The 12,506-nt window shown below is 61.9% G+C and carries 15 protein-coding genes and 1 tRNA gene; 4 read left to right on the top strand and 12 right to left on the bottom strand.

Translation table 11 applies throughout. The features are described from left to right. Positions 1-30 precede the first annotated feature (30 nt). The 9 genes from ACOYNB_RS05660 to ispB all read right to left on the bottom strand — a co-directional run bounded on the left by ACOYNB_RS05660 (position 31) and on the right by ispB (position 6,077). Entirely contained in the window at positions 31-264 is a 234-nt protein-coding gene (locus tag ACOYNB_RS05660; RefSeq protein ID WP_422838156.1) for a thioredoxin family protein, read from the bottom strand. A 30-nt stretch (positions 265-294) separates the two neighbouring features. After that, positions 295-1,350: a permease gene (locus tag ACOYNB_RS05655; protein ID WP_422838253.1), complete on the bottom strand. Its 1,056-nt coding sequence runs from the start codon at positions 1,348-1,350 to the stop codon at positions 295-297. Between the two features lie 311 nt (positions 1,351-1,661). Beyond that, positions 1,662-2,213 carry an RNA polymerase sigma factor SigZ gene (sigZ, locus tag ACOYNB_RS05650; protein WP_422838155.1) on the bottom strand — a complete coding sequence of 184 codons (552 nt, stop codon included), beginning with the start codon at positions 2,211-2,213 and terminating at the stop codon, positions 1,662-1,664. Next, positions 2,210-3,241 (bottom strand): ACR3 family arsenite efflux transporter, encoded by a 1,032-nt coding sequence (gene arsB, locus ACOYNB_RS05645; protein WP_422838252.1) that lies wholly within the window; start codon positions 3,239-3,241, stop codon positions 2,210-2,212. The genes sigZ and arsB overlap by 4 nt, the downstream gene beginning before the upstream one ends. A 34-nt stretch (positions 3,242-3,275) precedes the next feature. After that, positions 3,276-3,779 carry an arsenate reductase ArsC gene (locus ACOYNB_RS05640; protein ID WP_422838154.1) on the bottom strand — a complete coding sequence of 168 codons (504 nt, stop codon included), beginning with the start codon at positions 3,777-3,779 and terminating at the stop codon, positions 3,276-3,278. Between the two features lie 7 nt (positions 3,780-3,786). Continuing rightward, positions 3,787-4,290 (bottom strand): ArsI/CadI family heavy metal resistance metalloenzyme, encoded by a 504-nt coding sequence (locus ACOYNB_RS05635; RefSeq protein ID WP_422838153.1) that lies wholly within the window; start codon positions 4,288-4,290, stop codon positions 3,787-3,789. 12 nt (positions 4,291-4,302) lie between these two features. After that, positions 4,303-4,653, bottom strand: a complete 351-nt coding sequence (locus tag ACOYNB_RS05630; RefSeq protein ID WP_422838152.1) for an ArsR/SmtB family transcription factor — start codon at positions 4,651-4,653, stop codon at positions 4,303-4,305. A 351-nt stretch (positions 4,654-5,004) separates the two neighbouring features. Then, a tRNA-Pro gene (locus ACOYNB_RS05625) sits at positions 5,005-5,081 on the bottom strand. Positions 5,082-5,096: 15 nt separating this feature from the next. Continuing rightward, positions 5,097-6,077: an octaprenyl diphosphate synthase gene (gene ispB, locus ACOYNB_RS05620; protein WP_422838151.1), complete on the bottom strand. Its 981-nt coding sequence runs from the start codon at positions 6,075-6,077 to the stop codon at positions 5,097-5,099. A 136-nt stretch (positions 6,078-6,213) separates the two neighbouring features. On the opposite strand from ispB, the gene ACOYNB_RS05615 reads away from it, so the two are divergent. Continuing rightward, positions 6,214-7,509 carry an FAD-dependent monooxygenase gene (locus ACOYNB_RS05615; protein ID WP_422838150.1) on the top strand — a complete coding sequence of 432 codons (1,296 nt, stop codon included), beginning with the start codon at positions 6,214-6,216 and terminating at the stop codon, positions 7,507-7,509. A 26-nt stretch (positions 7,510-7,535) separates the two neighbouring features. Here ACOYNB_RS05615 and ACOYNB_RS05610 read toward each other — a convergent pair whose 3' ends face one another. Continuing rightward, entirely contained in the window at positions 7,536-7,826 is a 291-nt protein-coding gene (locus ACOYNB_RS05610; protein WP_422838149.1) for a hypothetical protein, read from the bottom strand. A gap of 30 nt (positions 7,827-7,856) precedes the next feature. Between ACOYNB_RS05610 and ACOYNB_RS05605 the strand changes: the two genes are divergently transcribed. Together ACOYNB_RS05605 and ACOYNB_RS05600 are read left to right on the top strand one after the other, a co-directional pair. After that, positions 7,857-9,158 (top strand): glutamate-5-semialdehyde dehydrogenase, encoded by a 1,302-nt coding sequence (locus ACOYNB_RS05605; protein WP_422838148.1) that lies wholly within the window; start codon positions 7,857-7,859, stop codon positions 9,156-9,158. A 34-nt stretch (positions 9,159-9,192) separates the two neighbouring features. Further along, positions 9,193-9,972 carry a sulfite exporter TauE/SafE family protein gene (locus ACOYNB_RS05600; protein ID WP_422838147.1) on the top strand — a complete coding sequence of 260 codons (780 nt, stop codon included), beginning with the start codon at positions 9,193-9,195 and terminating at the stop codon, positions 9,970-9,972. Here the strand turns inward: ACOYNB_RS05600 and ACOYNB_RS05595 are convergent. Then, on the bottom strand, positions 9,933-11,135 hold the full coding sequence (locus ACOYNB_RS05595; RefSeq protein ID WP_422838146.1) for an SMP-30/gluconolactonase/LRE family protein: 1,203 nt from the start codon (positions 11,133-11,135) through the stop codon (positions 9,933-9,935). The genes ACOYNB_RS05600 and ACOYNB_RS05595 overlap by 40 nt on opposite strands. A 193-nt stretch (positions 11,136-11,328) precedes the next feature. Here ACOYNB_RS05595 and ACOYNB_RS05590 point away from each other — a divergent pair, with 193 nt between their 5' ends. Next, positions 11,329-11,598, top strand: a complete 270-nt coding sequence (locus tag ACOYNB_RS05590) for a DUF2061 domain-containing protein (RefSeq protein ID WP_422838145.1) — start codon at positions 11,329-11,331, stop codon at positions 11,596-11,598. Positions 11,599-11,644: 46 nt separating this feature from the next. Here ACOYNB_RS05590 and ACOYNB_RS05585 read toward each other — a convergent pair whose 3' ends face one another. Next, a complete protein-coding gene (locus ACOYNB_RS05585; protein ID WP_422838144.1) occupies positions 11,645-12,421 on the bottom strand; it encodes a ferredoxin--NADP reductase in 777 nt (258 codons plus the stop codon). Positions 12,422-12,506: the final 85 nt, after the last annotated feature.

Raw genomic sequence — 12,506 nt, 5'->3', positions numbered from 1 at the left:
GACGTGTTGGCGCTATGCAAACCGGTGAATTCAGTCGAGCCAGGCTCGAATTTTGTCGCGACTTGGAACCCCACCAGCATGGACCACTTTGCCATCCACAACAACGCCTGGCGTGGCCATCACGCCGTAGCCAATGATGGCCGCCATGTCTTGCACCTTTTCGACCTGCACACCCACACCCGCCTCCTGCGCAACCGCCTCGATCAGTGCAATGGTGTTCTTGCAGCTGGCACACCCGGAGCCCAGTACCTTGATGTCCTTCATGATGTTTCCTTATCGAGGTTCGCAGTGCTGTCAAAGCACGAGGTTGAAGATGTAGCCGACCAGCAGGATGCCAATGGCCACTACGCCCGCAAACGTTGCAATGAGCTGAGGCTTGAGGGCCTTTCGCAAAATGATCATTTCGGGCGCGGACAAGGCAATGACACTCATCATGAACGCCAGCACAGTGCCCAGCGCTGCGCCCTTGCCGAGCAAGGCTTGAACAATGGGGATGATCCCTGCCGCGTTGGTGTACATGGGTACGCCCAGCAGCACCGCAACAGGCACTGACCACCAAGCATCGCGGCCCATGATGGAAGCCATGAAATCTTCCGGCACGTAGCCATGAATGCCGGCACCCAGCGCGATGCCCGCCAACACGTAGGGCCACACTTTGCCAACGATTTCGCGCACATGGTGGCCCCCGGCCTCCAGGCGTTGAACCCAGTCTTGGCGCTTACCTTCATAACCGCCCCCGCCTTGCCCATTGGCCACGGCCTGAACCCACTCCTCAAGGTACCGCTCCATGCTCAGCCGACCGATGACCAGTCCCGCCACGATGGCCACCGCCAAGCCAAGGGCCAGATAGAGTGCGGCCACTTTCCAGCCGAACATACCCAACAGCATGACCAGCGCCACTTCGTTGACCATGGGGGCGGAAATCAGGAACGAGAAGGTCACGCCCAGCGGGACGCCCGCAGAGAGAATGCCAATGAACAGAGGTACCGCCGAGCATGAGCAGAACGGCGTGACGATGCCCAGCAGTGCCGCCAGCACATTGCCACCCCCCGCTCTTCGTCCGGCCAACAGAGCACGGGTGCGCTCGGGTGCAAAAAAAGTCTGCACCACACCCATCACGAACACCACACCCGTCAGCAGCAAAAGTACCTTGGGAGTGTCGTAAAAGAAAAAGTGCACCGCCTCACCCAGTGCGGTTTTGCGCGTCAACCCCAGAGCCGAGATGACGGCGTCTGCGAAGTCCGTGAGGTGAACATAAGCCAACCACCAAGCTGGCATCCACACAGACAGGCGCAACACCCAGCGAACCAGCGGCATGGCACTTTGGGGCTTCAAGGTCGATGTCGTCATTTCGCCAGCCTCCTGCACCCGTGTCAGCTCGTCAAACGACTTGCTCAAGGGGAGTCGATTTAATCGACGAGTGAGCTGGCTCGGCTGGCTCAGATACCGCGCCTGGTGGCTGCACTGGCCTGCCTTCGCCCGACTGGCGCAACAACGCCCCCCACTCCTGCAGCGCGGCATCTCGACGTCCGATTTCCTGAGAACAAGCCCAGGTCTTGATGTCTTTGGCGTATCCCATGCACATGAGCAACTCCTTGGTGGTTTCAACAAGAAGACGCAGCGAGATTCAAAAAGATGCAGGGCTTGGTCAAATCCGTGGTTCAGGCGTGCTGTCTCGGCGTGAAGCAGCAAACCGATCCATGTTCATCCAGGACGATCCGACAGGAGGCCATCAACTGCGACTTCAGGCGCCTTCTGGCTCTTTGGACCCGTGACTTGGCGCCTGCCAGCGTGATGCCCATTCTTTGCGCGTACGCCTCCTGGCTCATACCATGGAGGTCGCACTGCGTGATGGCATCGCGGTCAGCTTCACTGAGTTCTGCCAGCACACGCGGCAGGCAACTCGCCAGGCTGTCGACAGCAGCGGGCTGGTCCTGATCCGGCTCCGGCAAGGCATCGTCCAGAACTTCTGTGGGGCGCTGCTTGCGCCATTGGTCCGTCAAGGCATGGCGGGTGACCTCGAACAACCAGGCTCTGGCGTTCGCCACATCGCAGAACTGGCCGCCCATGCGCAAGGCCTTGATGAACACATCCTGGAGGATGTCACGTGCCAGCGTGGTGTCGTCAAGGCGATTCACCAACCAGGCATGCAGTTCTCGCTCGTGCGCATGCCAGGCTCGCATCAGGCAAGGCCATTCCCCGGTCTCACTCATGCGCGACGTGCCCCCAGTTCGTACCAACCTTTGCTCTGGTTGACGATGCGCACCACCAGAAGCATCACCGGCACCTCGATGAGCACGCCCACCACGGTGGCCAGGGCGGCACCCGATTGGAAGCCGAACAGGCTAATGGCCGCGGCCACGGCCAACTCGAAGAAGTTACTCGCGCCAATCAGCGCCGAGGGGCAGGCGACGCTGTGTGACTCTCCCACTCGACGATTGAGCCAATAGGCCAGGGCTGAATTGAAGAACACCTGAATCAGGATGGGCACAGCCAGCATGGCGATGACCATGGGCTGCGCCATGATGGCCTGCCCCTGGAAGGCAAACAGCAACACCAACGTGGCAAGCAGGGCGGAAATCGACCAAGGCCCGATTTTGGCCAGTGCTGCATCGAAAGCTGCCGGGCCTCGTGCCAGAAGTGCCTTGCGGATGACCTGCGCCAAGATGACGGGAATCACGATGTAGAGCACCACCGAGGTGACCAAGGTGTCCCAGGGTACGGAGATGGCCGACAAGCCCAGCAGCAAGCCAACGATGGGCGCAAAGGCGAACACCATGATGGTGTCGTTGAGCGCGACCTGACTGAGCGTAAACAGAGGGTGGCCGTTGGTCAGCCGGCTCCACACAAACACCATGGCCGTGCACGGCGCAGCAGCCAGCAGGATCAGGCCAGCGATGTAGCTGTCGAGTTGTTCGGCGGGCAGCCACGGCGCAAACACCTGACGCACGAACAGCCAACCCAGGAAGGCCATCGAAAAAGGCTTGACCGCCCAGTTCACAAACAGGGTGACCCCAATGCCCCGCCAATGCGCCTTGACTTGAGAGAGGCTGCCAAAGTCCACCTTGATGAGCATCGGAATGATCATCACCCAGATGAGCAGCCCCACCGGCAGGTTGACCTTGGCCACCTCCATGCGGCCGATAGCCTGAAAGGGCGCTGGCACAAACTGCCCGAATGCGATGCCCACGACGATGCAGAGGAACACCCACACCGTGAGGTAGCGCTCAAAGACGCTCATTTGCTGTGCGCTGGATTGAGTCATCGTGACCACCTCAGCTTTTCGCGATGACAGCCAAGGCGTCCGCCAACTCGGACTTGTTCATGGTGTCCAGTGGGAGGGCCAGCAATTGCAGCATCTTGTAGCCAATAGCCTGACGGGTCAGCTCGAAAGCACGGCGCTTGCCCTCTTCGCCACCTTCTGCGTTCGAAGGATCCGGGTAGCCCCAATGCACCTTCACAGGCTGGCCGTTACCACCAAAGAATACGGGGCAGGCCTCGGCCGCAGCGCTGTCGCACACGGTGATCACGATGGACAGCGGCGGCGCCTCGGGCGTGGTGAACTCATCCCAGCTCTTGCTGCGGTAGGCCGACGTGTCAATGCCGGCATGGTTCAGCGCCTCAACGGCAAAGGGGTTGATGCGCCCACTGGGGGCGCTGCCCGCGCTGTGCGCCTGCACATCTTTGCCCAGCTTGCGGGCCAGGTGGTTGAGCATGCCCTCAGAGAGGACGCTTCGCGCGGAATTGTGGGTGCACAGAATCAGAATGTGTGTGGTCATGGTGGCGTCAGCAGCAGCTCGAACCGGCTTGTTTGATGGGAATGGGGGTGCACTTGGTGCGCGGGGCGGGTGTGCAGCATGGGCTGGCATCAGTGCTTGCAGGCGCACCGACCTCTTGGGTGAGATCTGGTGACTCCCGGAAAGTTGGAATGGTGCCCAGCGTGCGGAAATGCTCCCAGGGGAGACCCTGCGGGTCCATCACCCAGTGCTTGTCGCTGCGGGCGTAGCAGCAGGTCGTGGCACCCTCGTCGATGAGCGCCAGATCCGCCGCCTGCGCCTGAGCCTTCAGAGTGGCCAGATCCGTCTCGTTGTCCACCTGGATACCAAAGTGATCCAAGCCCAGGTGCCCTTGGCCGCGCGTGGAAATGGCGAAATTCACTGCCGGCTCATCCAGCATCCACTTGGCATAGTCGGACTCGACTCGTGCGGGTTGAGCGCCAAACATCTTGGAGTAAAAATCGATGTTGCGGGCCAGATCGTCGACGTGGATATGAACGTGAAAGCGCTTCATGGCGGTCTCCTGTCAGCACGGGGAGCAAGCACGGGCGGTGCGCTTGCCATTGGTGGGGATTTCAGTAGCACTACAAGGCTGGCCCTGGCAGCAATGTTCGGTCAGGTACCCCAGCACGTCGGCCATGCGTTCAAACGAGGCGCGGTAGATCAGATGGCGCCCATCTCGCTCCTGGGAGACGAGTCCCGCATGCATCAATTCCTTGAGATGGAATGACAGCGAGGTGGCAGGCACATCGAGTTGCTCGGTCAGCGCGCCTGGCGTGAGCCCATCCGGACCGGCGACAACCAAGGACCGGAACACACGCAACCGGACCGGCTGCGCCAGTGCGGCGAGGGATTTGACAACTTCTTGCTCTTCCATTGTTCGATTATTATTGAATTGATGAAGTTGTCAAGTTCTCAACGAAGAGCAAAACTTCCACCGATCAGCATCAGCATCAGCATCGGAGGCACTCAGACTCGATGCGCTGCTGAATGTTGCGCAGCCAATCTGCCTCACACACCCAGGAGCTGTCATTCAGCGATGCAAGCGGGGAATCGAATCTGTTATCGATGGATGCCGAGGCGTTGCCCACGTGCCGAGAGCAAAGTCAAAGCACGTTTTCGGTCTACTTGAGCACAAGTACGTTACGTACCATCCAGTGTCGCTTGCCACCAGACCGACCCGCTCGACCGTCTGCACTTGAAAAGTGCTTGATTGACAAGAGGCATCTGGTCGGGGTGAGAGGATTCGAACCTCCGGCCTCTACGTCCCGAACGTAGCGCTCTACCAGGCTAAGCTACACCCCGAAAAGACTCTAAAACTCACGAAGATCGGTGAATCGAGTCGAACGTCAATTGTAGCAGAGCTTCCCTGAACTCGGACGGCGGCAACAGGTCCAGACACTGCTTGGCTGCCTCGGCTTGCTGCTGCGCGGCTTCGCGTGTCACTTCCAGAGCCCCCGTGGCTTTCACCACGGCCACGATCTCTGGCATGCGCTCGACTTCACCGTGGATGATGGCGCTGCGAATCAACTCGCGCTGCTCCGGCGTGCCGCGCTCCATCGCCGCCAGCAGAGGCAGCGTGGGCTTGCCTTCACGCAGGTCATCGCCAATGTTCTTGCCCAGTGCCTCGGTGCTGCCTTCATAGTCCAGCAAATCGTCGATCAACTGGAAGGCCGTGCCCAAAGCACGCCCGTAGGCAGCACAGGCCTCTTCCACTTCCTGCGAGGCATCGGTGATCAGGGCACCCAAACGTGCACTGGCCTCAAACAGCTTGGCCGTTTTGTATTCGATCACGCGCAGGTAGTCAGCCACCGAAATGTCCGGGTCATGCATGTTCATCAACTGCAAAACCTCGCCCTCGGCGATCACGTTGGTGGCGTCCGCCAGCACCTCCATGACGCGCAGGCGATTGGTCGACACCATCATCTGGAAGGCGCGCGAATACAGAAAATCACCCACCAGCACGCTGGCCGCATTGCCAAACATGGCATTGGCCGTCTTGCGACCGCGACGCAGATCCGACTCGTCCACCACATCGTCGTGCAGCAAGGTCGCGGTGTGAATGAACTCCACCACCGCAGCCAACTCATAGCGCTCCGCGCTGTCCGAACCCAGTGCACGTGCTACCAGCAAAAGCAGCATGGGTCGCACACGCTTGCCGCCAGCATTGACGATGTAATGCGAAATCTGATTGACCAGCGCCACCTGCGACGACAGTCGGCGATGAATGACCTGATCCACTTCGGCCATGTCGGCGGCCGAAAGGGTGCGGTAGCTGGCGGGGGATGAGGTGGTGGTCACGCGACAAGAAATCCGAAACGCCCTGACTCAGGGCAAACGCTGGATTATAGAAAGTCACTGGGCGCTTATGCCCGGGTCAAACCACAGGACAATAGACTTACATCAGGCAGTCCCGCACTTCCTCTTTGACGGCACCATGACTTTGCAATCCTCCGACACGTCCGCCCCTGAACTCAGTCTGGCCATCATCGGCGCCGGCCCCGCTGGCCTGAGCCTGGCCCTGCAAGCGGCGCGCGCCTTGCCCACCGCCCGCATCACCGTGTTCGATGCCCGCCCGGCCGACAAAGATGTGTCCACCGATGCGCGCACCCTGGCCTTGTCCCAAGGCACCGTGCAAGAGCTGCACCGCATGGGCATTTGGGGCCCCATTGACGCCACCGGCCACACGGCGCCCATCCGCGCAGTACACGTCTCGCAACAGCAACCCACGGTCCTGTGGCCCGGCAAGGAGCAGCCCGTCGTGCGCATCAGCGCGGCCGAGCAGCGTGTACCTCAACTGGGCGCCGTCGTCAGTTACGGCACCCTCGTTGCCCCCTTGCAAGCCGCCTGGTTGCGTGCCGTGAATGCCGACGAACATCGCCTGGCCATGCGGTTCAGCACCCCCGTTCGCGGGCTGAAGCCCGTGGACGGAGGCGTGGAAATCGATGCCGACATTGCCGAACGGTATGACATGGCCGTGGTAGCCGAAGGGGGCGTGTTCGCCGATCAACCCAAACTGAGCTGGCCTGAAGGCGTGAGCCGCGATTACCAGCAAACCGCCTGGGTCGGGCAAGTGCTGCTTGATGAGCAGAGCCCCGAGGGCACGGCCTACGAGCGCTTCACGCCATCAGGCCCCGCTGCCCTGCTGCCCCTGCCCCCCGGCCAGGTGACACCCGGCGGCCCGATCGGGCGACGCGCCGCGCTGGTGTGGTGCGTGCAGCAAGGCGATGACCCCGTGCGTGAACTCCATGACGCACAGCGTCTGACCTTGCTGAACACCCTTTTCCATCCGGACGTGGGCACCATCCGCCAGATGTCGGCGCTCAAGGCCTTCCCGCTTGGCCTCAACGCCCACACCCGACTGGTCAGCGACGGGGTGGTCGTGCGCATCGGCAACGCCGCACAGACCCTGCACCCGGTGGCCGGCCAAGGCTTCAACCTTGGCATGCGTGACGTGCACGAACTGCTGGCCGCCCTCAAACGCGAAAGCTGGTCCAACCTGCTCGACGCGGGCACGCGACGCAGCCAGCTTCAACGCGCGCTCGGCCAGTTCGAGCGCACGCGTCAGCCCGACCGACTGACCTTGGTGGCCGCCACCGACTTCCTGGCACGCACCTTCACCCGGCCAGCGCCCATCCTGGCGACCCTGCGGGGCCTGGGCCTGGGGGCCGTTCAAACCTTCAGCCCGGCCAAGCGCCTGCTGGCCCACACCATGATGTTTGGCGTGCGCTGACACACCCGGGGCACGTCACGCCTGCGTCAGCACTCGACATCCACACTGGCGTCACACCCCCGGTCCGCCGCGATCACGCGGCGCACCCACCAGTGCCACAGCCCCCGCCCGCGCGCCGAGGCAACCATCAAGCCGCACACATAGCGCCCCTGCTGGTCTGACCACTGCAGCTTGTGGCACGCCCCGCGCCTGCGTCGGCTCAACAGCATGCCCACAGGACAGGGCTCCACCAGGCAGCACACGCCGCAACCATTGCAGGGCGCGCCCTCTGGGGGCTTCGACGGCGCGTCCGGGTGAATGTGAATGACCTGATGCATAGTGAACAGAGTTTGCGACAATCTTGCACCATGAACACCGCGATCACCCCTTCCGCCGACCTGCCCGTTGACCAGTACATGGCCGCCGTGGGTCAGGCTGCCCGCTTGGCAGCCACTGTGATGGCCGCTGCCAGCACCGCCGCCAAAAACAACGCCCTGCTGGCTCTGGCGGCCCAGATCCGCACCCATGCCGGCGAACTCAAGGCCCGCAATGAGTCCGACATCGTGGCCGCCGAGCGCAACGGCCTGGCAGCCCCCATGGTGGACCGCCTGCGCCTGACCGACAAGGTCATCGAGACCATGGCCGAGAGCTGCGAGCAAGTGGCCGCGTTGCCCGATCCCATTGGCGAGATCACGAACGTGCGTCGCCGCCCCACCGGTATCAGCGTGGGTCAGATGCGGGTGCCCATCGGCGTGTTCGGCATGATCTACGAGTCGCGCCCCAACGTCACCATCGAAGCGGCGTCACTGGCCATCAAGAGTGGCAACGCCTGCGTGCTGCGCGGTGGCTCCGAAGCCATTCACTCCAATCTGGCGCTGTGGAAGCTGGTGCAAGCCGCCCTAACGCAAGCCGGGCTGCCCGCGAATGCGGTGCAACTGGTGCAAACCACCGACCGCGCCGCCGTGGGCCAGCTGATTGCGATGCCCCAGTATGTGGACGTGATCATCCCGCGCGGTGGCAAGGGCCTGATCGAGCGCATCAGTGCCGAGGCCCGCGTGCCCGTCATCAAGCACCTGGACGGCAACTGCCACACCTATGTGGACAGCGAAGTGGACTTGGACCTGGCCGTCAAGGTCACCGACAACGCCAAGACCCAGAAGTACAGCCCCTGCAACGCCACCGAGTCGCTGCTGGTGCACGTGAAGCAGGCAGACGCCTTCCTGCCAAAAATCGGCGCCGTGTTTGCCGCCAAGGGGGTGGAAATGCGCTGCGACCTACGCGCCAAAGCCGTGCTGAGCCAAGTCAGCGGCGCCAAGCTCGTTGACGCCATCGAACAAGACTGGTTTGAGGAATACCTCGGCCCGGTGATTGCAGTGAAGGTGGTCGACTCGCTGGACGAGGCCATCGCCCACATCAACCACTATGGCTCGCACCACACCGACGCCATCCTGACGACCAATCACCCGAACGCCATGCGCTTCCTGCGCGAAGTGGACTCTTCGAGCGTGATGATCAACGCCTCGACACGCTTTGCCGATGGTTTCGAGTACGGCTTGGGTGCCGAAATCGGCATCAGTACCGACAAGTTCCATGCACGCGGCCCCGTGGGCCTCGACGGCCTGACCTCCATGAAGTACGTGGTGCTGGGTCAGGGCGAAGTGCGCAGCTGATTTGCTCGACCTCACAGCCACCCATGTGGGACTGATGTTGCTGGCGTCTGCGGGCGCCGGCATGGTCGATGCCATCGTGGGCGGCGGCGGGCTGATCATCGTCCCGTCGCTGTTCGGGCTGTTCCCTCTGGCCACACCTGCCACGCTGCTGGGCACCAACAAAGCGGCCTCCATCTGGGGCACAGGCTGGGCCGCGTGGCAATACGCCAAACGCGTGCGCCTGCCCTCCACACGCCTGATCGGAGCCATGGTGGCCGCCATGTTGGGCAGCTTGTTGGGGGCCTGGCTGGCCACGCTGGTGCCGGCCGCACGCTTTCGGGCGGCCTTGCCGCTGGTGCTCGCCACGGTTTGGGTTTACACCTTGTGGCGCAAGGACATGGGCCACACGCATGTACCCCACCTTGGCCCACGTGCTGAAGCGTTGCTGGCCACCGCCATTGGCGGCGCCATCGGCTTTTACGACGGTGTCTTTGGGCCCGGTACCGGCAGCTTTTTTGTGTTCGCACTGGTGCGCCTGCTCGGCTGGGACTTTCTCCACGCCAGTGCCGCCGCCAAGCGTCTGAACTTTGCCACCAATGTGGCCGCCCTGGCCTGGTTCATTCCCCACGGACACGTGGTTTGGGCCCTGTCACTGCCCATGGCCGTGGCCAACATTGCCGGCAGTTCCGTCGGCACGCACCTCGCGCTGAAGCACGGAGCGAGCTTCGTACGCCATGCCTTTTTGTGGGTGGTGGGCGCCCTCATCCTCAAAACAGGCTGGGACGTCTGGGTGCCTTACTGCTTGGCCTGGACAGCCAGCGCAGGTCCCTTGTAGGGCATCCAACCCACGCTGTGCGCGTGCAGGCTCTGCACAATCAGCTTGCCGTCCATCTCCACCGCAGCGGTCGTTTCGGGATATGCCCCAGTGGGATCTTGCAGGTCATCCAGCACCTTGCCCGACTCGTCAAAGGCAATCAGGTGGCCATAAGGCTTGGGCACTGGCCACAGTGCGCGAGGCAAGCGCAAGGTCAACGATCGGATGAATGGGTGCGGGCCTGCAAAGTCGATCACCGGGCTGCGCGGCTTGGTCAAACCGGTCCACAAACGGCCATCGGCGCCCCGCGACAAATTATCTGGGTAACCCGGCAAGTTATCGAGGATCACCTTGGCCGTCCCTTGCGCCAATGCCGCTTCCGCCGACACCGCAGCCGTTCCTGCCCCGGCCCCTGCATCCAACCTGGACAAGTCGACCTTGAGCACACGGTAGGTCCCGGTTTCCGACAGGAACATCGACTTGCCGTCTGCCGAGAACGCGATGCCATTGGGGAAACACAAACCATCCATCACCACGCGCGCCTGCCCTGCCGGTGTCAACGCAATCAAGCGCCCAGTGCAACTGTGTTCCAGGATGTCCAGCACACTGGCCTCAAAGGTGCCACCGTTGTCTCTGGCGCCAAAGCGGGTCGAGGCATCGGTCAACCAGATCACGCCCCCAGGCCCCACTTTGACAGCGTCGGCATACCGGATCGGGTCCTCGCTGCCACCGTGCGCCACCGTCGTCAGCACCGGCTCCACCTTGGCTTGCGCCCCCTGCCCCGTGATGCGCAACAAGCCCTTCATCGCATCGGCCACCAGCAGCCGCCCTTGCTCGTCCACATCCAGGCCCAATGGCCGTCCACCCGTGTTGGCCACCAGCATCTGATCGTGCCCATCGGGCTGCATCCGCACCACATCGCCATTGGCCAGACCGGTATACAGATGCCCAGCGTACGGCAACAGGAACTCCGGTCCCTCCTGCCCGGCCTGCAAAGCAAGCTGCTTCAACCCGGCCAACTTGTCGTTGACCACATGGGCCCCGGTGTAGCCCGCATCGGGCTGCGGAGACCACGCCGCAGGCTCAATCACCACAGGCCAGAAAGCCAGATACGCCGAAACAGCCACCAGTGGGGTCGCCCAAGAGGCCAACCAGTACATCCGCCCAAACGCCATGCGCTTCATGTCATCCCTTTTGCAGTTATCCGAGCACAGCGTAAGTCAGATTGCACGCCATCCTCGTCCGGCGCGCTCCTGATTTCCACCAATCGATACTCAAAGACTATCGACATAGTTAATACGATTGACTTTACACACAATCTCACCCCACTCACAATGAGAACCATTCTTGATGAGAAGCCTTACTAAGGAGCGCACCATGGCCAAAACAGCAACCTTCGGCGTCATGCACGTGATCACCGCCTTCACGGTGACGTACGCCATGACGGGCAGCATGGCCGTGGCCGGCGTTGTCACCTTTGTGGAACCCATCGTCAACACCGTGATGCATTACTTCTTCGACAAGTACTGGGATCACCCTCGTTCCGAAGCCGCCCGCCAGGTGATGGCTCGCATGATCCGCGGCACCCCCACTGGCACGACCACGCAAAGAGAAGGCCCCGGTGCGGGGCACGCAGCCGGGGCCTGATCTCGATCTTCACGGCAAGCCAGACCATTCGGTCTGGCTGAGCACATCACTTCTCGACGAACGCGCGCTCGATCACATAGTCGCCGGCCACGCCTTGCGACGGCGAAATCTGGAAGCCACGATCGTCCAGGATCTTGCACAGATCGGTCAGCATCGAGGGGCTGCCACACATCATGGCGCGATCCGTGTGCGGATTCAGCGGAGGCAAGCCCAGATCTTCGGCCATCTTGCCGTTCAGGATCAGATCGGTCAGACGACCCTGGTTGCGGAAGGGCTCACGCGTCACCAGTGGGTAGTACAGCAACTTCTCGCGCACCAACTCGCCCAACAGTTCGTGGTCGGGCAGTTCTTCACTGATGAAGTCGTGATACGCCAACTCGGACACGGTACGCACACCATGCACCAACACCACCTTGTTGAACTTCTCGTAGGTGTAAGGGTCCTGGATGATGCTCATGAACGGCGCCAAACCCGTACCGGTACCGAACAGGTACAGGTTCATGGCGGGCTTCAAATCATCCACGACCAAGGTGCCCACGGCCTTGCGGCTCACCAGAATCTTGTCGCCTACCTTCAAGTGCTGCAGGCGCGATGTCAGCGGACCATCCTGCACCTTGATGGACAGGAACTCCAGGTGCTCTTCGTAATTGGCACTCGCAATCGAGTACGCACGCATCAGCGGCTTGCCATCCACTTCCAGACCGATCATCACGAAGTGACCGCTGGCAAAGCGCAGCGCCGGATCGCGGGTGGTACGGAAACTGAACAGCGTGTCGTTCCAGTGGTGAACGTGGGTAACGGTCTCTTGATTGAACGCGGCCATGTTGGAAGGTCCTGACGAAAACCCTGAATTGTCCCTCAGATCAAGGGCACTTGCTGCCTCTTACCCCACAGTTTCGGGGCTTTTC

It is taken from the genome of Aquabacterium sp. (genome assembly GCF_049317225.1).
In the GTDB taxonomy this organism is placed as follows: Bacteria; Pseudomonadota; Gammaproteobacteria; order Burkholderiales; family Burkholderiaceae_C; genus Aquabacterium.
Note: the sequence above shows the minus strand (reverse complement) of the source record. Positions and strands in the feature narration are given on the sequence as shown.